This is a genomic window from Sporichthyaceae bacterium (assembly GCA_036269075.1).
Classification (GTDB): domain Bacteria; phylum Actinomycetota; class Actinomycetes; order Sporichthyales; family Sporichthyaceae; genus DASQPJ01.
The window spans coordinates 1-22,509 of sequence record DATASX010000057.1 but is presented as its reverse complement, the minus strand read 5'-3'; the positions used below and the strand labels follow the sequence as shown (position 1 = coordinate 22,509).

General features: G+C 72.5%; 22 protein-coding genes. 11 read left to right on the top strand and 11 right to left on the bottom strand.

Annotation, left to right across the window (positions count from 1 at the left end):
• From VHU88_10240 to purS, 3 genes are all read right to left on the bottom strand, one after another.
• Positions 1 to 615: AIR synthase related protein (locus VHU88_10240; GenBank protein ID HEX3612053.1), on the bottom strand; the 615-nt coding region annotated here is incomplete at its 3' end.
• A gap of 115 nt (positions 616 to 730) precedes the next feature.
• The gene (gene purQ, locus VHU88_10235) at positions 731 to 1,405 is read right to left on the bottom strand and encodes a phosphoribosylformylglycinamidine synthase subunit PurQ (protein ID HEX3612052.1); all 675 of its coding nucleotides are present in this window, start codon (positions 1,403 to 1,405) and stop codon (positions 731 to 733) included.
• Between the two features lie 79 nt (positions 1,406 to 1,484).
• Positions 1,485 to 1,742: a phosphoribosylformylglycinamidine synthase subunit PurS gene (gene purS / locus VHU88_10230; GenBank protein ID HEX3612051.1), complete on the bottom strand. Its 258-nt coding sequence runs from the start codon at positions 1,740 to 1,742 to the stop codon at positions 1,485 to 1,487.
• A gap of 57 nt (positions 1,743 to 1,799) precedes the next feature.
• Here purS and galE point away from each other — a divergent pair, with 57 nt between their 5' ends.
• Positions 1,800 to 2,750: a UDP-glucose 4-epimerase GalE gene (gene galE / locus VHU88_10225; GenBank protein HEX3612050.1), complete on the top strand. Its 951-nt coding sequence runs from the start codon at positions 1,800 to 1,802 to the stop codon at positions 2,748 to 2,750.
• 16 nt (positions 2,751 to 2,766) lie between these two features.
• Here the strand turns inward: galE and VHU88_10220 are convergent, their stop codons facing one another.
• Complete coding sequence (locus tag VHU88_10220; GenBank protein ID HEX3612049.1) at positions 2,767 to 3,633, bottom strand: hypothetical protein; 867 nt, start codon at positions 3,631 to 3,633, stop codon at positions 2,767 to 2,769.
• A gap of 277 nt (positions 3,634 to 3,910) precedes the next feature.
• Between VHU88_10220 and VHU88_10215 the strand changes: the two genes are divergently transcribed.
• Positions 3,911 to 5,233: a zf-HC2 domain-containing protein gene (locus VHU88_10215; protein ID HEX3612048.1), complete on the top strand. Its 1,323-nt coding sequence runs from the start codon at positions 3,911 to 3,913 to the stop codon at positions 5,231 to 5,233.
• A gap of 18 nt (positions 5,234 to 5,251) precedes the next feature.
• Here VHU88_10215 and purB read toward each other — a convergent pair whose 3' ends face one another.
• The 5 genes from purB to VHU88_10190 form a co-directional block, all read right to left on the bottom strand.
• On the bottom strand, positions 5,252 to 6,559 hold the full coding sequence (gene purB / locus VHU88_10210) for an adenylosuccinate lyase (GenBank protein HEX3612047.1): 1,308 nt from the start codon (positions 6,557 to 6,559) through the stop codon (positions 5,252 to 5,254).
• A 33-nt stretch (positions 6,560 to 6,592) separates the two neighbouring features.
• Positions 6,593 to 7,864: a phosphoribosylamine--glycine ligase gene (purD, locus tag VHU88_10205; GenBank protein HEX3612046.1), complete on the bottom strand. Its 1,272-nt coding sequence runs from the start codon at positions 7,862 to 7,864 to the stop codon at positions 6,593 to 6,595.
• A 178-nt stretch (positions 7,865 to 8,042) separates the two neighbouring features.
• Positions 8,043 to 9,341, bottom strand: a complete 1,299-nt coding sequence (locus VHU88_10200; GenBank protein HEX3612045.1) for an adenylosuccinate synthase — start codon at positions 9,339 to 9,341, stop codon at positions 8,043 to 8,045.
• 73 nt (positions 9,342 to 9,414) lie between these two features.
• The gene (locus VHU88_10195; protein ID HEX3612044.1) at positions 9,415 to 9,834 is read right to left on the bottom strand and encodes a DUF3151 domain-containing protein; all 420 of its coding nucleotides are present in this window, start codon (positions 9,832 to 9,834) and stop codon (positions 9,415 to 9,417) included.
• Between the two features lie 54 nt (positions 9,835 to 9,888).
• Positions 9,889 to 10,845, bottom strand: a complete 957-nt coding sequence (locus tag VHU88_10190; protein ID HEX3612043.1) for an alpha/beta hydrolase — start codon at positions 10,843 to 10,845, stop codon at positions 9,889 to 9,891.
• Positions 10,846 to 10,933: 88 nt separating this feature from the next.
• Between VHU88_10190 and VHU88_10185 the strand changes: the two genes are divergently transcribed.
• On the top strand, positions 10,934 to 12,004 hold the full coding sequence (locus VHU88_10185; protein HEX3612042.1) for a YihY/virulence factor BrkB family protein: 1,071 nt from the start codon (positions 10,934 to 10,936) through the stop codon (positions 12,002 to 12,004).
• A gap of 571 nt (positions 12,005 to 12,575) precedes the next feature.
• Here the strand turns inward: VHU88_10185 and VHU88_10180 are convergent.
• Complete coding sequence (locus VHU88_10180; protein ID HEX3612041.1) at positions 12,576 to 13,115, bottom strand: DUF1697 domain-containing protein; 540 nt, start codon at positions 13,113 to 13,115, stop codon at positions 12,576 to 12,578.
• 84 nt (positions 13,116 to 13,199) lie between these two features.
• On the opposite strand from VHU88_10180, the gene VHU88_10175 reads away from it, so the two are divergent.
• From VHU88_10175 to VHU88_10140, 8 genes are all read left to right on the top strand, one after another.
• Positions 13,200 to 14,114 carry a hypothetical protein gene (locus VHU88_10175; protein ID HEX3612040.1) on the top strand — a complete coding sequence of 305 codons (915 nt, stop codon included), beginning with the start codon at positions 13,200 to 13,202 and terminating at the stop codon, positions 14,112 to 14,114.
• Positions 14,115 to 14,254: 140 nt separating this feature from the next.
• Positions 14,255 to 14,383: a hypothetical protein gene (locus VHU88_10170; GenBank protein ID HEX3612039.1), complete on the top strand. Its 129-nt coding sequence runs from the start codon at positions 14,255 to 14,257 to the stop codon at positions 14,381 to 14,383.
• A gap of 204 nt (positions 14,384 to 14,587) precedes the next feature.
• Complete coding sequence (locus tag VHU88_10165; protein ID HEX3612038.1) at positions 14,588 to 18,964, top strand: cation-translocating P-type ATPase; 4,377 nt, start codon at positions 14,588 to 14,590, stop codon at positions 18,962 to 18,964.
• A 30-nt stretch (positions 18,965 to 18,994) separates the two neighbouring features.
• Complete coding sequence (locus tag VHU88_10160) at positions 18,995 to 19,288, top strand: hypothetical protein (protein ID HEX3612037.1); 294 nt, start codon at positions 18,995 to 18,997, stop codon at positions 19,286 to 19,288.
• 186 nt (positions 19,289 to 19,474) lie between these two features.
• Positions 19,475 to 20,371 carry an SGNH/GDSL hydrolase family protein gene (locus VHU88_10155; GenBank protein HEX3612036.1) on the top strand — a complete coding sequence of 299 codons (897 nt, stop codon included), beginning with the start codon at positions 19,475 to 19,477 and terminating at the stop codon, positions 20,369 to 20,371.
• Positions 20,372 to 20,387: 16 nt separating this feature from the next.
• On the top strand, positions 20,388 to 20,840 hold the full coding sequence (locus VHU88_10150) for a pyridoxamine 5'-phosphate oxidase (protein HEX3612035.1): 453 nt from the start codon (positions 20,388 to 20,390) through the stop codon (positions 20,838 to 20,840).
• A gap of 7 nt (positions 20,841 to 20,847) precedes the next feature.
• Entirely contained in the window at positions 20,848 to 21,513 is a 666-nt protein-coding gene (locus VHU88_10145; protein HEX3612034.1) for a cyclase family protein, read from the top strand.
• 55 nt (positions 21,514 to 21,568) lie between these two features.
• On the top strand, positions 21,569 to 22,288 hold the full coding sequence (locus tag VHU88_10140) for a nuclease-related domain-containing protein (GenBank protein HEX3612033.1): 720 nt from the start codon (positions 21,569 to 21,571) through the stop codon (positions 22,286 to 22,288).
• Here the strand turns inward: VHU88_10140 and VHU88_10135 are convergent.
• Positions 22,272 to 22,509: hypothetical protein (locus tag VHU88_10135; protein ID HEX3612032.1), on the bottom strand; the 238-nt coding region annotated here is incomplete at its 5' end. The two genes, VHU88_10140 and VHU88_10135, sit on opposite strands and share 17 nt — an antisense overlap.

The window sequence follows — 22,509 nt, the reverse complement described above, 5'->3', positions numbered from 1 at the left end:
GGCCAGCTTGATGTCCGCGTGCCGCATGACCCCGACGCACAGCGCGTTGACCAGCGGGTTGCCGAGGTAGCTCGCGTCGAACACGACCTCGCCGCCGATGTTGGGCAGGCCCAGGCAGTTGCCGTAGCCGCCGATGCCGGCCACGATCCCGGGCAGCACCCGGGCGGTGTCCGGGGCGTCCAGCGGGCCGAACCGCAGCGGGTCCATGACCGCGATCGGGCGGGCACCCATCGTGAGGATGTCGCGCACGATGCCGCCGACGCCGGTGGCCGCGCCCTGGTAGGGCTCGACGAACGAGGGGTGGTTGTGCGACTCGACCTTGAACGTGACCGCGTAACCGTGCCCGACGTCGACCACGCCCGCGTTCTCGCCCATGCCGACCAGCAGGACGTCGGTCGCCGGCTTCTTCTCGCCGAACTGCCGCAGGTGGACCTTGGATGACTTGTAGGAGCAGTGCTCGCTCCACATGACCGAGTACATCGCCAGTTCACAGCTGGTCGGGCGGCGACCGAGGATCTCGCGGATCCGGGCGTACTCGTCGGGCTTCAGACCCAGCGTGGCGTACGGCTGCTCGGCGTCCGGGTCCTTCGCCGCGAACTCGACGGTGTCGATCATTCTCACGCCCTCCCGGCGGAGGTGTCAGCCGGTGACGTCGTGCTGCGGGGTGATTCGCCCGATTTGTCCGACGTCTGCGGACGACGTCCGCAGATGTTGTCGGCGGTTCGCGCAGTCATGCGGCAACCAGGCTTCGCAGGACCGAGGTGAACAGGGCCAGGCCGTCGGTGCTCGGGCCGGTCAGCGCCTCGACGGCGTGCTCGGGGTGCGGCATCAGCCCGACCACGTTGCCCGCGGCGTTGCGGACCCCGGCAATGCCGGCCGCGGACCCGTTCGGGTTGCCGCCGACGTAGCGGAACACGACTCGGCCCTCGTCCTCGAGCAGCGCCAACGTGGCGGCGTCGGCGACGTAGCCGCCCTCGCCGTTCTTCACCGGCACCAAAATTTGCTGACCCACCGTCAGATCCCTGGTCCACGGGGTTTCGGTCGACTCGATCCGCAGCGACTGGTCGCGGCAGACGAACTTCTGGTGGTCGTTGCGGATCAGCGCGCCGGGCAGCAGGTGGGACTCGCAGAGCACCTGGAACCCGTTGCAGATCCCCAGCACCGGAAGCCCCCGCCCGGCCGCGGCGATGATCGACTCCATCACCGGGGAGAACCGGGCAATCGCCCCGCAGCGCAGGTAGTCGCCGTAGGAGAACCCGCCCGGCAGCACGACCGCCTCGACCCCGGACAGCTCGGTGTCGCGGTGCCACAGCACGACCGGCTCGCCGCCGGCCAGGCGGACCGCGCGGGCGGCGTCCCGGTCGTCCAGCGACCCGGGGAAGGTGACGACCCCTACTCGGCTCACGCGACTCCGCCACTTCTGCTGCCTGTCGCACGTATGCGGGCGCCCCGATAGGTGGGACAGGCAGCAGAAGTCGGGGGGGTCACGGGGCGGCCTCGACGAAGACCCGGAAGTCCTCGATCACCGTGTTGGCCAGCAGGGTCTCGGCCATGCGGTGCACGGCAGCTTCATCGACCGGGCCGGTGACGTCGATCTCGAAGCGCTTGCCCTGCCGGACGTCGGTCACCGAGTCGAAGCCCATCCGACCGAGCGCCTTGCGGATCGCCTGACCCTGCGGGTCGAGGATCTCGGCCTTCGGCATGACCTCGACCACGACCCGGACGGCTGCGGGCTGAGCCACGTCTCCCCCTGAAAGAATGTGCGCAGACGCTCCGAAGGCTATCCGAGGGGAACTGACGTGAAGCTGTTGGTCACCGGGGGTGCCGGCTACATCGGCAGCGTGGTCACCGCGTTGCTGCTCGAGGCCGGGCACTCGGTCGTGGTCGCCGACGACCTGTCGACCGGGCATGCCGACGCGGTCCCGCCCGGCGCGGAGTTCATCAAGGCCCGGATCCATGACGCCGTCGAGTTCATGGATCCCTCCTACGACGCGGTGCTGCACTTCGCGGCGAAGTCCCTGGTCGGTGAGTCGGTGAGCCGGCCGGAGATCTACTGGCACAACAACGTGGTGGGCACGTTGGCGCTGCTCGACGCGATGCGCCAGGCAGGCGTCCACCGGATCGTGTTCTCCTCGACGGCGGCCACCTACGGCGAACCCGAGCGGATGCCGATCACCGAGCAGACGCCGCCGCGCCCGACCAACCCGTACGGGATGACCAAGCTGACCGTCGACACGATGCTCGGCACCGAGTGCGCGGCGCACGGCCTCGGGGCGGTGAGCCTGCGGTACTTCAACGTGGCCGGCTCCTACCGGAGCTTCGGCGAACGCCACGACCCGGAGACCCACCTGATCCCGAACCTGCTGAAGGTCGCCGCCGGGGAGGTCGAGTACGCGAAGGTCTTCGGCACCGACTACCCGACCTCGGACGGCACGGCGGTTCGCGACTACCTGCACATCGTCGACCTGGCCGACGCGCACCTGCGAGCGCTGGAAGCCATCCGGCCGGGCAAGCACGGGATCTACAACCTCGGCAGCGGCAACGGCTACTCAGTCCTGGAGGTGCTCGACGCGGTCCGCGAGGTGACCGGGCACGAGATCCCGGCGGTCGACTCGCCACGCCGCGCCGGCGACCCGCCGGCGCTGATCGCCTCGAACGCGCTGGCCGCCGCGGAGCTGGGCTGGAAGCCGACCCGCGGGATCACCCAGATGGCTGCCGACGCCTGGGAGTTCGCCCAGACGCGCCGCTGAGCGCGACCGATCCTGCTCAGCCGCAGAGGGTGGCCAGCAGCCGGCCGGCGCCGGTCGGGCTGTTGGGCAGCGTCTCGATCCAGCACAGCGGACCCGTGCGGTCGATGCCGACCCGACGCCAGTCCTGCAGCATCCGGCGCAGGCCCTCGACCGTGCGGGGCAGGTCGGCGGCGCGGGGCGCGACGATCACGACCCGGCCGGGCGCGGCCAGGCCCATGACCTGACCGGCGTCGAAGACCGTGCGCAGGCACTCGGCGACGTCCGACATGCGCAGCGCGTCGTCCCAGGGGTCGCCGACCTCGGCCAGGGCCGGCAGCTCCACCACGACCAGCGCGTGGGTCTCGGCCGGCGAGAAGCCGTGCCGCCGACCCTCGGCGTACATCTCCTGGAGCCGGGCCTCGACGTGCGCGGCGGTACCGAGGCCGGTCCGCGGGTTGGTGCAACCGGCGGCCTCGATGCGGTCCGCCGCAGCCTGCGCCCAGCCGACGGAGACCGTGCGGACGGTGGCGAACGGTGGCGAACCGAGCCGAGCCGCGGCGAACAGCGCGGCGAGGTCGTCGATCGTCTCGGCCAGCGAGCAGCCCGCGAGCGCCCGCTCCCGGGCCAGCTCGGTGCAGGCCGGCAGGTGATCGCCGTCGTCGAGCAAAGCCTCGACCACGTTTTCGATGGCCGGCGTCCACCACGCACCGGGGGTCGCCCAGCCACCTTCCAGCGACGCCAGGCACCACCGGTCGATCAGCCGAGCGGTCAGCCCGGAGGTCGGTCGACGGGGTGGCGGGAGCTGTTCCAGGGCCGCCGCGGCCGCCGCTTCTGCCGCTGCGCCGGCGCGTCGGGAGCGTAGCCACAGCCGGGACGGCAGCCAGTTGATCCGCCTACCCGCCATGACAACCCCTTTCCGGCGCCTCCCAGCACCGTACGTCGTCCGAGGAGGTAAGTGCTGCAAGCCGCAGACAATTCCCGCACCCGCCTGCGTAGATGGAAATGGAAACGGCATTCCTCACCAATGCAACGGGGACTTTGCGATTCCCCTGACGAATGCTCGCGTTCCTGCCTACTCTCGGTGACATCGAGTCGTGATTGATCACCTGCAGTGCCTACGGCTGGGACTCGCCTCCCGGCCGCCCCGACCGGGCCCGCCGGCCCACGGACAGTGAGTGACGATGAAGACCGAGAAGCCCGCTCCACGACCATCGGCACCCACCGATGCCGACTTGATTGCCAAGGTCCGCAAGGGCGAGATGCCCGCCTTGCGCACGCTGGTCAGCCGTCATCAGGACGCCGCGGTCCGCCTGGCCCGGCGGCTCGCGCCGACCACCCCCGCGGAGCTGGTCAGCGACGCCGTCACCGCCGTGAGCACCGGTCTGCAGGCCGGCGCGGGTCCCAAGGTCGCGTTCCGCCCCCACTTGTTGACCACGTTGAAGAGAGTGGCCGCCGAGCGCGGCAAGGGCGGCAAGGCCCGGCCGGAGGAGCGCGCCGCCTTCGGCGTCGACCCGCTCATGCATGCCGCGGCAAGCAAGGCCTTCCGGGCGCTGCCGGAGAACCAGCAGGTCGCGCTGTGGCACACCGGGGTCGACGGCGCCCCACTGCTCGACACCGGCCTGCTACTGGGCGTGACCGGCACCGAGGTCGCCGAGCTCGACTTCGCCGCCCGCCAGGCGATCCGCGCGGCCCTGGTCGGCCCGCTCACGGAGACGATCACCTCGGGTCCGTGTCGCTGGACGGTCGACCGGCTCAGCGCCCACCTGCGCGGGAGGTTGACCCCGGCCGTCAACGAGAAGGTCGCCGACCACGTGACGACCTGCGGCATCTGCACGTCCGTGCTGCCCGCGGTACGCACGGTCGAGACCGAGATGGCGCTGCTCATCGCCTCGGTCGTGCTCGGCTCGTCCGCGCCTGCATACCTGGGTCTCGTGGCACCCGCGCAGGCGAGGCGCGGAGCACTGGTGGCGCTGGCCGGCGGACCGGCGTACCTGCTGCACCACGGCAAGGCGGCGGCGTTCGTCGGGCTGGGCGCGGTCGTCCTGGCCGGCGGGCTGATCGGCGGGCTCAACATGGTCGAGGGCGAGGCCCCGGCCGCCGCGAACGGCACCTTCAACATCCGGCAGGGCGCGCCGGAGCACCCGATCGTCGACTCGGTGGCCGAATCGGGCTCCGGGGTCAGCGGCGGCACGGCGGATGCCGGTGACCCGACCAAGACCGACCCGACCAAGACCGACCCGACCGCCACCCCGACCCCGCAGCCCCTGCTGCACCCGAACGCGGACGGCAGCACCAACAAGAGCACCACCAACGGCAGCACCAACGGCAGCACCAGCGGCAGCAGCCCCAGCGGCTCGGCCAAGTCCACCAAGCCCGGTACGTCCGGGACCTCGGGCTCGAAGCCGGAAAGTCACCCGACCCTGCACCTGGGCTTCACGAACGTCACGGTCACCCCGGGCCACGGGCTGCTCTGGCTGTTCTCCTTCGGCTCACCCGACAACTGACCCGGCCCCTTACGTCGCTCAGTGCAACTTCTCCAGCCGGTCGAACATCGGCTCGAGCCGGGCGACGAAGCGCTCGGGGCGGCAGACCTCGTCGAGCCGGACCTCGTCCAGGGTGCGTCCGGCGGCCGCGGCACCCGCGCGCAAGGTCTCCCGGAACGGCACGCCGGTCTCCCAGGTCCGCATGGCCGCCGATTGCACGAGCGCGTAGGCGTCCTCGCGCGACATCCCGCTCTCGACCAGTTCGAGCAGCACGGTCGAGGTGTAGATCAGCCCGCCGGTGGAGTCGAGGTTCGCCCGCATCCGGGCGGCGTCGACGACCAGTCCGGACATCAGGCGGTCGGTGAGCGCGAGCAGGTAGTCGGTCCCGGCCGCGGCATCCGGCAACGCGATCCGCTCGACCGAGGAGTGCGAGATGTCGCGCTCGTGCCACAGCGGGATGCCCTCGAGCACCGGGGTGACCTGCGCGCGGACGATCCGGGCCAGCCCGCAGATCCGCTCGGACATGATCGGGTTCTTCTTGTGCGGCATGGCCGACGAGCCCTTCTGGCCCGCCCCGAACGGCTCCCACACCTCTCGGACCTCGGTGCGTTGCCCGTGCCGCACCTCCAGCGCGATCGCCTCGCAGACCGTCGCGATGATCGCCAACGCGCTGATCCACTCGGAGATGCCGTCGCGCAGGACGACCTGCGTGGAGACGTCGGCCGCGCGCAGCCCCAGTGCCGCGGCGACCGAGGTCTCGACCGCCGGGTCGATGTTCGAGTACGTGCCGACCGCACCGGAGATCGCCATCACCGCGACGGCCTCCCGGGCGCGCCGGAGCCGGTCGCGCGACCGGGCCATGCCGAACGCGAAGTCGGCGACCCGGTGGCCCCACAGGTCGGGTTCGCCGTGGATGCCGTGGGTGCGCCCGACCCGCAGCGTCTGACGGTGCGTCAGCGCGTGGTCCCGCAGGGTCGCGACCAGCCGATCTGCCTTCTCCAGCAGGATGTCCGAGGCCTCGACCAGCTGCAGCCCCAGCGCGGTGTCGAGCAGGTCGGAGGAGGTCATGCCGAAGTGGACCCAGGCGGCGGCCTCGCGCGGGTTGGTGTTGTCCGCCCACGCGGACAGGAACGCGATCACGTCGTGCTGGGTGACCGCCTCGATCTCGGCGACGGCCTCCGGGGTCGGCGGCGCGGCGTTGCGGACCGGCTCGACGCTGTCGGGCGGGACCACACCTGCCTTGGCGTGCGCCTCGAGCACGAGCGTCTCCACCTTGCACCACAGCTCGTACTTGTGGGCCTCGCTCCAGACGCGTCCCATCTCAGGCAGCGTGTAACGCTCGATCAAGGTGAACCTCTCCTGCTGTGGTGATGCCCCAGGTCAGTTGCCCGGGACGACGATCTCCCCCGCCGCGGCCGCCGCGGCGATGTCGTGGCGGTACTGGCCGCCGGGCAGTTCGATCGCGGCCACACCCTGGTACGCGCGGTCGCGGGCGGCGTACAGGTCCGCGCCGGTCGCGGTGACGCACAGGACGCGGCCCCCGGCGCTGACCACGTTGCCCGCTTCGTCGCGGGCGGTGCCGGCGTGCACCACGTGCACGCCCTCGATCGCGTCAGCGGCGGCCAGCCCGCCGATGACGTCGCCCTTGCGCGGTGTCCCCGGGTAGTCGGCGGCGGCCACCACGACGGTGATCGCGGCGCCGTCGACCCAGCTGTACGGCTCGGCCGCCTCGAGGGTGCCGCTCGCCGCGGCCAGCAGCAGCGCACCCAGCGGGGTGCGTAGCCGGGCCAGCACGACCTGGGTCTCCGGGTCGCCGAAGCGGGCGTTGAACTCGACCACCCGCATGCCGCGGGAGGTCAGCGCCAGCCCGGCGTAGAGCAGGCCGACGAACGGGGTGCCGCGCTCGCGCATCTCGTCGATCGTGGGTTGCAGCACCCGGGCGTGGACCTCGTCGAGCAGGCCGGCCGGGGCCCAGTCCAGCGGGCAGTAGGCACCCATCCCGCCGGTGTTGGGGCCGGAGTCGCCGTCGCCCAGGCGCTTGAAGTCCTGGGCCGGGGCGAGTGCCCGGATCGTGCGGCCGTCGGTCAGCGCGAACACCGAGACCTCGGGGCCGTCCAGGTACTCCTCGACGAGGACCCGCCCGGCGCAGTTCTTGGCGTGCTCCAGCGCGGCCTCGCGATCGGTGGTGACGACCACGCCCTTGCCGGCGGCCAGACCGTCGTCCTTGACGACGTAGGGCGGGCCGAACGCGTCGAGGGCGTCGGCGACCGCGGCCACGTCGTCACAGACCCGAGCCATCGCGGTCGGGACGTCGGCGGCGGCCATGATCTCCTTGGCGAACGCCTTCGAACCCTCCAGCCGGGCCGCGGCAGCCGTCGGGCCGAAGCAGGCGATGCCTCGAGCGCGGACGGCGTCAGCGACCCCGGCCACCAGCGGCGCCTCCGGACCGACCACGACCAGGTCGACGCCCAAGCCCTCGGCAAGGTCGGCCACCGACCGCGGATCGGTCGCCTCGACCGCGTGCAACGCCGCCAGGCCCTCGATGCCGGCGTTACCCGGCGCGCAGTGCAACCCGACCACGGCGGGGTCGCGGGCCAACGCGAGGCACAGCGCGTGCTCCCGGCCGCCGCCGCCGATCACCAGAACCTTCACGTTTGCCGAGCCTAGTGAACCGCCGCCCCCCGCGGCGGGGCGAGTTGGCTCGGGCTCACTACTCCGGGTCCCCACCCCCACCCGACACAACCTGCCGCCGCCGAGTCTTCCTGTCGCCGACGGCTGTCAAGGCCCGGCCGGCGGCCGTTGTGGACGGGTCGGGGCTGTGGACAGTCGGTCAGCTGACCAGCGAGCGGATCTCGATCGTCTGGTCGCGGCCCGGGCCGACGCCGATGGCCGAGATCGGGGCCCCGGACATCTCCTCCAGCGCCTGGACGTAGGCCTGGGCGTTCTTCGGCAGGTCGCTGACCGACCGGGCGCCGGTGATGTCCTCGGTCCAGCCGGGGAAGCTCTCGTAGATCGGGATCGCGTGGAAGAAGTCGGTCTGCGAGGTCGGCAGTTCCTCGCGGCGCACCCCGTCGACGTCGTAGGCCACGCACACCGGGATCTCCGGCAGTCCGGTGAGCACGTCGAGCTTGGTGAGGAAGAAGTCGGTCAGGCCGTTGACCCGGGCCGCGTAGCGGGCGATCACCGCGTCGAACCAGCCGCAGCGACGGTCGCGGCCGGTGGTGACACCGCGTTCGCCGCCGACCCGGCGCAGGAAGTCACCGCTCTCGTCGGTCAGCTCGGTCGGGAACGGGCCGGAGCCCACCCGGGTCGTGTAGGCCTTGAGGATCCCGCAGACCCGGTCGATGCGGGTGGGCCCGATGCCGGACCCGGAGCAGGCCCCGCCGGCGGTCGGGTTCGAGGACGTGACGAACGGGTACGTACCGTGGTCGACGTCGAGCAGCGTGCCCTGCGAACCCTCCAGGCAGACCAGCTTGCCCGCGTCGAGTGCCCGGTTCAGCACCAGCGAGGTGTCGGTGACGTGCGGCCGCAGGGTGTCGGCCAGCGGCAGCAACTGCTCGGCGACCTCGTCGACCCCGATCGCCCGGCGGTTGTAGATCTTCACCAGCAGGTGGTTCTTGTCGACCAGCGCGCCCTCGAGCTTCTGGCGCAGGATCTTCTCGTCGAACAGGTCCTGCACCCGCACGCCGATGCGGTTGACCTTGTCGGCGTAGGACGGGCCGATGCCGCGGCCGGTGGTGCCGATCTTGTTGCGGCCCAGGAATCGCTCCCGGGTCTTGTCCAACGTCGTGTGGTACGCCGTGATCAGGTGCGCGTTGTCCGAGATCAGCAGCCCGGAGGTGTCGACGCCGCGCTGGTTCAGGCCGTCGATCTCGGACAGCAGCGCGGTCGGATCGATGACCACGCCGTTGCCGATGACCGGGATGCAGCCGGGCGTCAGGATCCCGGACGGCAGCAGGTGCAACGCGTAGTGCTGGTCGCCGATGACCACGGTGTGGCCGGCGTTGTTGCCGCCCTGGTAGCGGACGACGTAGTCGACAGGGTTCGAACCGGACCCGCCGAGCAGATCGGTCGCCTTGCCTTTGCCCTCATCACCCCACTGGGCTCCGACAAGCACGATCGCGGGCATGGCAAGCCCTTCTGCAACGGGACAGGACAGCCGATCAGGGTACGGCCCGCGCCGTCCCGGGACCAGTCGAGGTTCAGACGCCGCCCAGCGCGTCGGCCGCAGCGACGCTGGAGTCGAGCAGGAGCTGGTAACAGCGTGCGGCCTCGTCGTCCTCGTTGATCGCGGCGGCGGCTCGACCCAGGGCGTACAGCGAACGCAGGAAGCCGCGGTTGGGCGCGTGCTCCCACGGGACGGGTCCGTGGCCGCGCCAGCCGTTTCGGCGCAAGGCGTCCAGGCCGCGGTGGTAGCCGACCCGGGCGTAGGCGTAGGACTCGATCACGGCCTGCCGCCCCCAGGCTCCGTCAGCCAGGTCGGCCCAGGCCGCCGAATAGGTCGGGAACTTCGCGGCCACCGCCGCCGGGTCGGTCCCGGACTCCAGCAGGCCACGCGGTTCGGGTTCATCGGGCAACCGGGTCGCGGGCGGGCCGGCCAGCAGGTTCTCGTGGGGGCTCATGCCACCCATCCTGTCGAACTTCGGCCGCGCGCACCCCGACCGCCGGGTCGCGCGTCAGTCGGTGTGCGTCTGGAAGGCGACGATGTGGTCCATCGCCGAGCGCGCGGGCGGGCAGAGTCCGGGCATGTTGAGAAAGCCGTGCGGCATCCCGGTGTAGCGGCAGAGCTGGACCGGCACCCCGGCCGCCCGCAGCGCGTCCCGGTAGCGCAGGCCCTCGGGCTCCAGGACGTCGCAGGTCCCGGTGAGGATGTAGGCCGGGGGCAGCCCGGACAGGTCGGTCGCGTGCAGCGGCGACAGCCGTGGGTCGGACACGACCTCGGGACGGGCGCCCACGTAGTGGCCCAGGAACGCGTCGATGTGCGCGCGGGTCAGGAACGGTTGGTCGACCACGCGGTTGGCCGGGTCGGCCCAGAACACCGCATCGACCGCCGGGTAGATCAGGATCTGCCGGCGGATCCGCGGGCCGCCGGCGTCGCGGGCCAGCAGGCACATCACCGCCGACAGGTTGCCGCCGGCGCTCTCGCCCATCACCGCCAGGTCGTCGGGGTCGGCGCCCAGTTCGGCCGCGTGGGCGTGCACCCACGCGACGGCGGCGAGACAGTCGTCGACCGCGGCCGGGAACGGATGTTCCGGGGCCAGCCGATAGTCGACCGAGACGACCACCGCGTCGGCGCCCGCGGCCAGGTGGCTGCACATCCAGATGTCCATGTCCAGGTTGCCCAAACAGAAGCCGCCGCCGTGGATGTGCAGCACGACCGGGCGCGCCTTCGGCTCGCCGACCGGGGTGTAGATCCGGATCGGGACCTCGCCCGCGGGCCCCGGGAACGTGCGGTCGGCGTACCGGACGCCGGGCGCCAGACCGCCCAGGACCGTCGCGCTCAGCCGGTTGCGGCCCATCAGCCGGGCGTTGGCCGCGACGATCTGCTCGGGCGTCATCCCGGCGATGTTCGCTCCGGGGATCCGGGCCAGTAGCCCGTATGCGAGACGGACCCGGCGACTGGTGACGGTCATAAGCGGTTGCCTCCTGCTCGACCGGATCATCCTGACCCATCCGACGGGCGCCGGAGTGCCGATCGGCAGTGACGGGTAGTCAGGCTGCATGGTCGACGTCGGCAGGGCGACCGGCCCCCGGGCCGGTGGGCCCACCCGGCACGCCCCGGACGGCGTGCTGCACCGGCTGGACGACTACCAGCAGCACCATCGATGGCTCGCGCTGCCGTACGCGGTGTGGCGCAAGTTCGGCGATGACCAGGCCGGGAACCTGTCCGCGCTGATCGCCTACTACGCGTTCTTCTCGATCTTCCCGCTGTTGCTGGCCGCGACCACGATCCTCGGCTACGTACTCGGCGACGATCCCCGACTGCAACAGCGCGTGTTCGACACCGCACTCGGCCAGTTCCCGATCATCGCAGGCCACGGCCCCGCGAAGCCGCTGACCGGCAATGCCGGCGGCCTGATCATCGGACTGGTCCTGGCGGTCTGGAGCGGCCTGGCGGTTGCGCAGGTTGCCCAACAGGCGTTCAACCGCATCTACGGGGTGCCCCGCGATCGCTGGCCGGGTTTCCTGCCCGCGTTGCGGCGCAGCGTCGAGGTGGTCGGGATCGGTGGGATCGGACTGACCGGGACCACGTTGCTGCAAGGGATGGTGACGGGAGGCGATCTTTGGGGCCTGAACCTCGGGCCGGCGACGTCACTGCTGACCGCGGTGGGCGGCGCGCTGCTGAACACCGCATTGTTCGTCTACCTGTTCAGCAGGCTGACCGTACGGTCGCTGCGGGTGCGGGAGGTCCTGCCCGGGGCGACGGTCACGGCGGTGGCCTGGTTCGTGCTCCAACAGGTCGGGGTCGGCCTGGTCAATCACGAGATCGCCGGCGCGCAGGGCACCTACGGCACGTTCGCGGTCGTCATCGGGCTGCTGTTCTGGCTCTACCTGATGGCCCGGATCACCTTGTTCTGCGCGGAACTGAACACCGTGCTGGCCGGTCGGCTGTGGCCGCGCAGTGTCCGCGCAATGGTCTCCGGCCATGCCGAGAACGCCGCCGACCGGCGGGCCTATCTGTCCTACCCGCAGATCGAACGCCAGGTGCACAACGTCCAGGTGGAGACCCGGATCGTCGACAAGCCGGATCCCGACAAACAGCAACCCCCACAGGTAACTGACCACCGCTGACCGACCGCTGTGCACATCTGACCGTCAGTCAGATCGGTGCTCGGCACGCACCGGGCCGCAGGGCCACGCGGTTGGCCCGTCGCCAAGTGGGCAGGGGGAAGGTGTCCGTGAGCGTTCTGGTCAGGGAGGCCGGTGTCCGCCGGGAAGATCCCGCGAGCCCGCAGGTCGACGGTAGTGCTGTCGATCTGTTTCATCGCGGTCTTCGCCCTGTGGATCACGGTGCGGCCCAGCAACGCTGCACCGCCGCTGCGGGCCGCTGACGTCACCGACGCCCCGCCGCACCCGCCACGACACCGAACGGCCCCGCCGACCCGCACCGCCCGAGCGCCACAGCCAAAGCCGACGGCACCGCCCACCGCAGTCGCGCCGGAGCCCGCGCCTACGCCTCCCACAACAGCGCCGGCAACCGTCCCGAGTTCGATCGTCCCGAGTTCGACCGTCCCGGGTTCGACCGTCAACCCCGCCGTCCGCACGCACGCCACCACGCGGCCGACCAACACCCCGCCGACGCAGGCCGCGGTACCCGGCCTCACCGTGCCCTGACCGAGCGCGGCGACGATCTGGCCCCGAGTCACTCGTTGAGCATCGCCAGCAACCTGGTGATCGTGGCCCAGTTGCGGGCGGTGCCGACCTCCGCCCCGCGGGAGAGCCGGGTGGCCAGATCGCTGCGGCCGAGCCCGTCCGGCGTGTGCAGGTAGAGCGTGGCCCCGACCACGACGGCCCGGTCGACCCCGGCCGACTGCTGCTGGGCCCGTTCGATCGCCGCCGTCCGGGCGGCCGACAGCGGCCCCTGACTCAGCACGGCGTGCAGCGTTCTCGGGTCGTCCGGCTCACCGAACGGGTTGCCCGCCGCGACGGCGACCAGGTCGGCCCGCGCCAGCACCACCACCGCGATCCGTAGCCCGAGCCGGGCCTCGATCGCCGCCTCGAACTCGGCCGCCAACGCCACTGTCCCCCTGCGTCGGGTCGCGAACACGACGTTCCCGCTGTTCACGTGGGTGGCCACGGCGGTGTGCCCGAGCCACTCGGTCAGTTCGCGCAGGTCGGCCATGGGGACTCGGTTGTTCCCGCCCACGTTGACCCCGCGCAAGAACGCCACGTGACTTCGCATTCGGCGAGTCTCCCGCGCGCTCGCTGGATTAGTTGATCTTCGGCTGGTGGGATGGCGAAGTTGTCCGGATGGGGGGTGGCGAACATGCGGGCATCGGCGCGGGTGGGGCTCGGCCTCGCCGTCGCGGCGTCGTTGACGGCGTGCGGCCCGGGTTCGGGTCAGGTGGCCGCGCCGTACACCCTGATCACCTCCTCCCCCAGCCCGTCGGTCTCCGGATCGGCCACCCCGACCCCCAGCGTCGCCGCGACCTTGGGTCCCTTCGCCGGTCCCGCCACCGAGTTGCAGGCCCTGTTCGACCGGATGCGCGCGGCGGGACCGTTCCGGGTGCACGTGCACCAGTCACCCGACCCCTACGGGTCGGCGACCGCGCTGGTCTACGACGTCGCGTACCACTTCGACCCGCTGTCCTGGCGTCAGCGCACCCTGGACCCGAGCCTGGTCGACGACACCATCCGCGCCGGCGAGGACCTCTACGACAACGCTCTTTCCAACTGCGCGAAGTCGGCGACGCTGACCGGCTGGAAGCTGTTCGCGAGGGCCGGGCTGGGGTCCGCGCCCGATGCCGGGTTCGCGCTTCAGTTCGCCCCCGGCCTGCTGCCCACCGCGCTGAACGCGCTGCAGTACCTGACCCTGTCGTCACGGCACCCGGACGGGGCCGGCTACCTGGTGCGGGGCACGGTCGCGTCGGCGGAGGCAGGCGACTTCGACTACGAACCGGCGGCCGGCAACGACGCCGCGCTGCCGATCGTGCTGCGGCTGGACACCAACGGCCTGCCGCTGGAGTACTCGGTGGACTACTCGGGGGCGAAGAAGCCGTCGGCCTCGTTCATCGTCACGTTCAGCCGCGATGCCGTTCCGCCGATCCCGCAGGTGCACGACGCACCGACGTTCAGCCCGAACGCGATGCGGTGCACCTCGGGGAGCCCGAGCCCGAGTCCCAGCCCGAGCCGTACCGCCAGCCCGACCCCACGGCCCAGCAGCACCCCGTCCAGGCACTGACACCGCGGCCGGACGCGCGGGCGCGGAATCTCCGCCGCCTGTTCACCTGCCGCCCACCTGCTGTTGCCCAGTCCCGGGGCCGGGCCGGGTCAGCCTCGAGGCGTCCCGACCGAACGTGACGGTCCTTGGAGGTACGAACCATGGCTGAGCTGCTGCTCGCAGTGGTGGGCGACGCGCTGACCGCCGCACTGGCGGCCCTGGCGTTGGAGGTCCTGCGCCGCGCCGTCCGTGCTCTCGCGCATCCTGCGAGGCCCTGCGAGATCAACTGATTGCGCAAGTGATTGGCCATCGCGCAACCGGGTACCCCTGATCGAATACCCGTTTGCGCCGGCGGTCGATCCTTCGTCTGACGGTACGTCACAACTCGAAACTCGGTTTCTCGGCGCGACTGCGAGCGAGTGCGGTCGCTCGGCGCCTGCATGGGCTCGTCGGACGCGGGTATGCCGTTCCGTCTGACCGATCTAGGGAACTCGATGACCGTAACCGCCCGCCCGCACCACGATTCCGCGGGCGAGCGGTCGGCCGGGACCATCGGGCGGCAGCACCCCACCTCGCTTCTGCGCGCTCCGCTCGCCGCGCTGACCGACCCGCGGAACCTGCCGGCGGCACCGGCCGCCTTGCGGCCGCGCGCCTGCCGGGTCGTCCACGCGACCGACGAGCGGGTCCATCTGCTGGTCCCGGCGCTGGGGACCGCCGCGGGGCAGGCCGCCGCCGAGGGCGTCCTCAAGGAGTTGCGGGCGCTGCCCGGCGTGGCCTGGGCCGTGCTGAACGCGCCGCTGGCGTCGGTGGTCGTCGGGCTCGATGCCCCGGTCGACGTCGACGAACTGGCCGGGACCGCCACCGCTGCACTGCCCGACCGGACGCCGCGCGCCCGCGGCACCCACCCGGGCGACGCCGCCGAGCCGCGTTGGGAACGAGTTGGCCTGGCCGCCGGACTGGTCGGCCTGCCTGCCTCGGCGGCCGGCTGGGTCGCGCGGCGCTTGCCGCTGACCGGCCAGGTCGCGGGTCTGGTGAGCCTGCTCGACCTGCAGCCGGCACTGCGCACCGTCGCCGGCGGCGTCCTGGACCACGGCCCGGGCCGGGCCGCGCGGGCGGTGGTCACCTCGACCGTGCAGGCCGCGGCCGGCGGGGTCAGCGGACTGCTGGTCGACACCTGCACCCGGGCCCTGCGGGTGCGCGCCGCCGATGCCCGGCTGCGCGCCTGGACGAACCGGGAACCGGACCTGGCCGCGGACCCGGAGTCGGCCGCCGCGGAGTGGGTCGGCAGCGAACGTCCGGTCCCGTTGCCCGACGGATCCACCGAGGCCTACCTGCGTCGCTCCGGCCTGCTGGCCGGCGTCGGGTTCGTCGCGTGGCTGCCGTGGGTCGGCGGCCGCAACGCCGCGGCGGTCGCGGTCTCCGCCGTGCCTAAGTCCGCGGCCTGCGCGGCCGAGGGCTTCGCCCGCACCCTGGCCACCGGTCTGGCGGACCGTGGCGCACTGATCCGCGACCCGGGCGCGCTCGACCGGCTGGCGCGGGTGACGACCCTGGTCGTCGACACCGATGTGCTGCACACCGGCCGGCGGATGCTGGCCGACCTCACCCCCACCGGCCGGGGATCGGTCCCGACCGAGAACCTGATCGCCGCGGCCTACCGGCTGTTCGACCCGGACCATCCGCACCGCGACGTCGCCCACGAGGACTGGGCGTTACGGCCCGGGCAAGCGCCCGACGAGTTGGTTCTGGCCAACGCCGGCACGACCGTCGCCACCGTCCGGGTGGTCGCCGAGCCGGTGGCCACGGTGCGGGCGCTGGCGGCGGCCGCGCGACGCAGCGGGCTGCGGGTCCTGCTGGCCGGGGACCCGGCAGCCGGCGGGCAGTGGGGTGCCGCCTCCGAGCGCGCGCCGGGCGGCTCCGGGCTGGTCGCGACCGTACGGGAGCTGCAGGCCTCCGGCGAGGTCGTGCTCACGGTCTCCGGCCGGCCCGCCGCCCTCGGCGCGGCCGACGTCGGCGTCGGTGTGCACCGCCCCGGTGACCGTCCCCCGTGGGCCGCCCATGTGCTGCTCGGGGCGGACCTGTCGGCCGCGGCGCTGCTGGTCGACGCGGCCGGGGCAGCCCGGCGGACGGCACGCCGCGGCGTCCGGCTGGCCCAACTGGCCAGCGGCCTCGGTGTCCTGTCCGCCTGGGGCGCCCGCGGCCGCGGCGGCACCGGTCTGTGGCTGGTCAACGGTGCCGCCCTGGTGGGGCTGGCCGGTGGAGTCCGGTCGGCCCGCAACCTGCTGCAGCGGCCGCTGGACCCGCCGATCTCCCCGTTGCCCTGGCACGCCATGCCGACGCAGACCGTGCTCGGCGAACTCGGCACCGGCCGGGACGGGCTGAGCGCCGCCGAGGCGCGGCGCCGGCACCGGCGCCGCACCCGGCCTGGCGGTACCGCGATGCCGTCCCTGCCGGCCGGATTCCTCTCCGAGTTGGACAACCCGCTGACCCCCATCCTGGCCGCCGGTGCGGCCGTCTCCGCGGCGACCGGCGCCCGCACCGACGCGCTGATCGTCGCGGCCTCGACTGTTCTCTGTGCCGCCGTCGGGGCGGCACAGCGACTCGGCGCCGACCGGGCCCTGGCCGGGCTGATGTCGGCGACCGCGCCGACTGCCCGGGTCGTGCGCGACGGTGTCGAGGCCGAGGTCGACGCCGCCGCGCTGGTGCCCGGCGACGTCGTCCGGCTCGACGGCGGCGCCGTAGTGCCGGCCGATTGCCGCGTCCTGGACGCACTGGGCCTGGAGGTCGACGAGTCCGCGTTGACCGGGGAGTCCCTGCCCGTCCCGAAGTCCGCCGGCCCGGTGTTGGCCGCTGCGGTCGCCGAGCGGTCGTCGATGCTGCACGAGGGCACCACAATCGCCGCCGGGACAGCCCTGGCCGTGGTCGTGGCCGTCGGGTCGAGCACCGAGATGGGCGCCGCCGCGGCAGCCGCGCCGCTCGCGCGGGACACGGTCGGAGTCGCGGCCCGGCTCAGCCGGCTGACCCGGGTCACCGTCCCGGTCGCGCTGGGTTCGGCCGCTGCCGTCGTCGGCGCCGGGATCGCGCACGGCCGCCCGATCCGCAGGAGCGTGCACGGCGGGGTCGCGTTGGCCGTCGCCTCCGTCCCGGAGGGCCTGCCGTTCCTGGTCTCCGCCGCCCAGTTGGCCTGTGCCCGCAGGCTGGGCGCCCGGCAGGCGCTGGTGCGCGACCCGCGCACGATCGAGGCGCTCGGTCGCGCCGACGTGCTGTGCTTCGACAAGACCGGGACGCTGACCGAGGGCCGGATCAGCCTGGTCGGCGTCCACGCCGGCACCGAAACCCGGCCGGTCGGCTCGCTGCGCGCCGTCGAGCGCCAGGTGCTCGCCGCAGCCCTGCGCGCGACACCGGCGCCGGAGAACGCCACGGCCTTCGCCGACCAGACCGACAGCGCGGTGACCACCGGCGCGGCCGCGGCCGGGGTCGACCGCGGTGCCGGCAGCCCGCACCTGGAGCTGCGGTTCGAGCCGTCGCGCGGCTTCCACGCTGTGCTGACCCGGCCGCCCGACGCCGCCACCGGTCTGCTGTCGGTGAAGGGCTCTCCCGAGGCGCTGCTGGAGCGGTGCACCGGGTGCGCCGGCGAGGCGATGAGCGCCCGCACCCGTAGGCGCCTGCTGGACCGGGCCGCGACGCTGGCCGGTCAGGGCCGACGCATCCTTGCCGTCGCCGAACGCGGCGGCGTCGACACCGGCGGCGGTGAACTGGTCGAGACCGACATCGCCGGGTTGACGTTCCTGGGCTTCCTCGTGCTCGCCGACCCACCGCGGATCGGTGCCGCACCCGCGCTGGCTCGGCTGCGGCGGGCCGGCGTGCAGACCGTGATGATGACCGGTGACCACCCGCAGACCGCGGCCACGATCGCCGCGGACCTCGGAATCCTGAACAGCCATCGGGTGATCACCGGGCCGGACCTCGACGCGATGTCCGACGAGGAACTCGACGGCGCCCTGCGGCAGGTGGCCGTGATCGCCCGCGGTACCCCGGCCCACAAGGTGCGGGTGGTGGAGGCGTTCCGGCGGATCGGGGCCACGGTCGCGATGACCGGCGACGGCGCGAATGACGCGCCCGCGATCCGCATGGCCGACGTCGGCATCGCCGTCGGCGCGCATGCCTCGCCGGCGGCCCGGGCCGCCGCGGACCTGGTGATCAGCGACGGCCGGCTGGAGACCGTGGTCGAGGCGCTGGTCGAGGGCCGTGGCATGTGGGGCAGTGTCCGCGCGGGCCTGGCGATCCTGCTCGGTGGGAATCTCGGCGAGATCGCGTTCACCGTGATCGGCGCGCTGCTGACCGGTTCAGCCCCGCTGACGGCCCGTCAGATGTTGTTGGTGAACCTGCTGACCGACCTGGCACCGGCGGTCTCGGTCGCGATGCGCCCTGTGGAGGCCGACGCCGAAACCCTGCTACGCGAAGGTCCCGAGGCCTCGTTGGGCAGCGCGTTGAACCGTCAGATCATGCTGCGGGCCGCCACTACCACGGCCGCGGCCACCGGGGCCTGGATCACAGCGAGTCTGACCGGGCGACCTGCCCGGGCCCGCACCGTGGCCCTGGTCGCGCTGGTGGGCGCGCAGCTCGGCCAGACCGTCGCGGAGGGCGGACGCAGCCGTCCGGTGCTGGCCGCGACCGCGGTGTCCGCCGCGATCCTGATCGGGATCGTGCAGACCCCCGGCGTCTCCTGGTTCTTCGGCTGCACGCCGCTGGGCCCGGTGGGTTGGAGCACCGCGCTGTCCTGGGCCACCGGAACCACGCTGACCACCGCGGGGGCGACCCGGTTGGTGCGCGCGCTGCCGCACCAACGCCAAGCGCTCCGCGCCGCTGCCTGAGCCTGCCGTCCAACACTAGGAGGACACGAGATGCCGACCGCAACCAAAGCCACCCACAACACCGACGAGCCGACCGAGGAGGAATCGCAACTGAGCCCTCCCGAGGTCATAGAGAAGCACACGAAGGGACTGCATCTGCCGCTGCTCGGACGCGTGCCCCTGGCCCGCGACCAGGTCGCGTTCTGCGCCGGTCTCGGGATGCTGGCAGTGATCGGGGTCATCGAGTGGCCTGTGGTCGCCGTGATCGGGCTCGGCCACGCGCTGACTCGTAAGCACCACGACGGCACGCTCCGCGAACTGGGCGAGGCCCTGGAGTCGGCCTGACTCGACGTCAGATCTCGCTGGGTCCGGTTACGGAGCTCGGCACGAAGATCACGGATTGGCAACTTTTCGTCGGCATTGCCAGGTTCTGACGGTCAGTCACCCTCGCCATCCGGAATTTGATCTTCTTGACCGACATCTCGCCCGCGCTCGGTGTCGCCGGCCGGTGTCGGCGGAAAACAATTGTCCGTGATCCGGAGTCGACCGCTGATCGCCCGCCCGCTGGCCGGGGCCGGCGCGGTGGCGCTGGCGTCCGCCAACTTCGTCGCCCTGCCGCCGGCGGTCCTGGCGAACGCCGCTGCGGTCGCCGTCCCCGGCGCCCGGGTACCCGACACCGCCGCCGGTCACCGGACGGCGCCGGACGGGCTCGTCGTCCGCGACCCCCACACCGGCCCGACGATCCCCGCCCGCACCGACCACCCGACGGTGATGTCGGAGCAGCGCCGCCTGATCGTGTTCGGCGACTCCGTCGCCAACCGGAAGCACTGCCAGTGCGAGAGCTTCGTGAACCGCTACGCGAAGCTGGTCAGCGACCGCGCCGAGGTGCACGTCGACAACCTGGCCGGCGACGGTCAGACCACTGCCGCGGTGCGCGCGGTCCTCGCCGCGCCGGCGACCCAGGACCTGGTCCGAAGGGCCGACACCGTCGTGATCGTGGCCGGGGCCAACGACTACCGGCGGGCTTTCCAGCAGGTCGGGCACGGCCGCTGGGGCGTGGCGGCCTACCGCGCCGTGGCCCGTCGGGTCCAGGGCAACCTGGTCGCCGCGATCCACACCGTCACCCGGCTGAACCCGCACGCGCGGGTGCTGACCTTCGGCTATTGGAACGCCTTCAAGGCCGGCGCCGTGGCCCGCGCCGCGTACACCGCGCGACAGCGCAAAGCCGCGGCCGCTGCCACCACCTCGGCCAACGACGCGATCCGGGCGGCCGCACAGGCCACCGCGAGCGACTTCCTGTCCACGCGGCGGGCCTTCGCGGCCGCCGGGACGATCACCCATCTGCTGGCCGCCGACGGCGACCACCCCAGCCCGGCGGGCAACACCGTGCTGGCGCAGACGCTGGCCGACGCGATCTGGGTGAAGTGAGCGTAGGTTCGGGCCCGTGATTGATCTGAGCAAGTACACGGAACTCGTGGGCCGCGACAAGGGCCAGGCCATCGTCTCGACCACCCGGGCCGACGGGTCGGTGCAGTGCTCGCTGGTCAACTCCGGGGTGCTGAACCACCCGATCACCGGCGAGCCCGTGGTCGGCTACGTCGCCATCGGTGGCACGCGCAAGCTGGCCAATCTCCGGTTGCGCCCGCAGAGCACGATCGCGGTCCACGTGGGCTGGGAGTGGTGCGCCGTCGAGGGCCAGGCCGAGCTGATCGGCCCGGACGACCCGTGCCCCGGCATCGACGCCGAACGCCTGCGCGTGCTGCTGCGCGAGGTGTTCGCGTCCTGCGGCGGAACCCACGACGACTGGGACGCCTACGACGCCGCGATGCGCGAGGAGCGCCGCACCGCCGTGCTGATCCGACCCGATCGGGCCTACCCGGCCTCCGGGCGCCGCTGACACACCGGTGCTGATCGACCTGTCGCATCCCGTCACGGACGGGATGCCGGTGTGGCCCGGCGACCCCACCGTCCGCCTGCGCCCGGCCGCACGGATCCCCACCGCCGGTTACAACCTGCTCGCCCTGGAACTCGGCTCGCAGAGCGGCACCCACGTGGACGCGCCGTTCCACGTCGGCGACGACCTGCCCCGCCTCGACGAGCTACCGCTGGACCGGTTCGTCGGTCCGGCGGTGGTCGCCGACCTGCGGCACCTGGCCGCGGGCGCCGCGATCGAGACCGCGGACCTGGACCCGGTTCGGCGGCAGCTGCGGCCCGGGGCGGTGCTGCTGCTCTGCACCGGGTGGTCGCGGCACTGGGGCACCGCCGAGTACGCCAATCACCCGTGGCTCAGCCCGGCCGCCGCACAGCTGGTGCTGGACGCCGGGGTGCGCACCATCGGCATCGATGCGCCCAGCGTCGACGCCTCGATCGCCGGCCCGCCCGATCTGCCCACACATCGACTGCTGGCGCAGCGGCACGCGGTGATCGCCGAGAACCTCACGAATCTCGACGCCCTGCCGGCCCAGGACAGCGTCCCGGGGACGATCACGGTCTGGCTGATGCCGCTGGCGCTGGCCGGCGCCGACGGCGCCCCGGTGCGCGCGGTGGCCCAGGTGCGCGAACCCGGCTGACCGGTCCCGCATGTCGGACCGGCTTCCCGACCTGGCCGCGGCCAGACTCGGGTGGATGGACTTGAGCACGAACCGACCCGGGGCCGTCGCCCAGAGCGCGGCCCGCGCGCTCGTGCGCGCCCGCCCGGTCCCCACGTTGCTGGCCCGCCTGTGCAGCCGGACCACCCCGGACGCCGGGTTGCGAGAGGCCGCCGAGGCCGAACGTCGCACGGCGATCACGTTGGATCGACTCGGCGCGGCCTGGCGCGTGCTGCACTCGGTGCCGCTCGGACCGGACCGACCGCCGATCAGCCACCTGGTGATCGGGCCCGCCGGGGTGTTCACCGTGCTGCCGAGCCTGCACCGAGTGTGGCGCCGCCAGCTGAATCCGGAGCGGGTCACGGTGCGGGTGCTGGGCGAGGACGTGCTCGTCGACGGGATCGCGAAGCCCTACGTCCCGCAGGCCCGGACGCAGGCCTGGCAGGCGGCCCGGGTGCTGTCCGCGGCGGCCGGCGAGCCGGTCCACGTCCGTCCGCTGGTGGTGATCGTCGGCCCGGAGGACCTCACGTTCCACACTGCGCCGGACCGTGTCGAGGTGCTCGGCCGGCGGCATCTGCCGCGCCGTTTGCGGGAATTCCCGATCAGATATTCACCCGATCGGGTTAATGCAGTGCACGAAATCGCTCGCCGAGCCGATCTCTGGGTCGATTTCGGCGAGAACGAGAATGACGGTGTCGGACCGGGCGAACCCGGTCCGACACCGTCGCGTACTGCTTGGGTCAGGCCTGCGGGATGAACAGGTCGACGCGAGTGACCTCGTCCTTGTTCACGAACGCCGGGATGATGCCCTCGCGGTTGAAGACCTTGTAGTAGACGTGGTCGTCACGCTTGAAACGGGCCTGGATGATGACGTTCTGCGCCGAAGTGGTGCGCAGGCCGAAGCCGATGTTGTAGCCACCGGTCAGGACCTTCGCCCAGTCGGTGCACTCGTCGAACGAGCCGGCCAGGTCGTCCTCA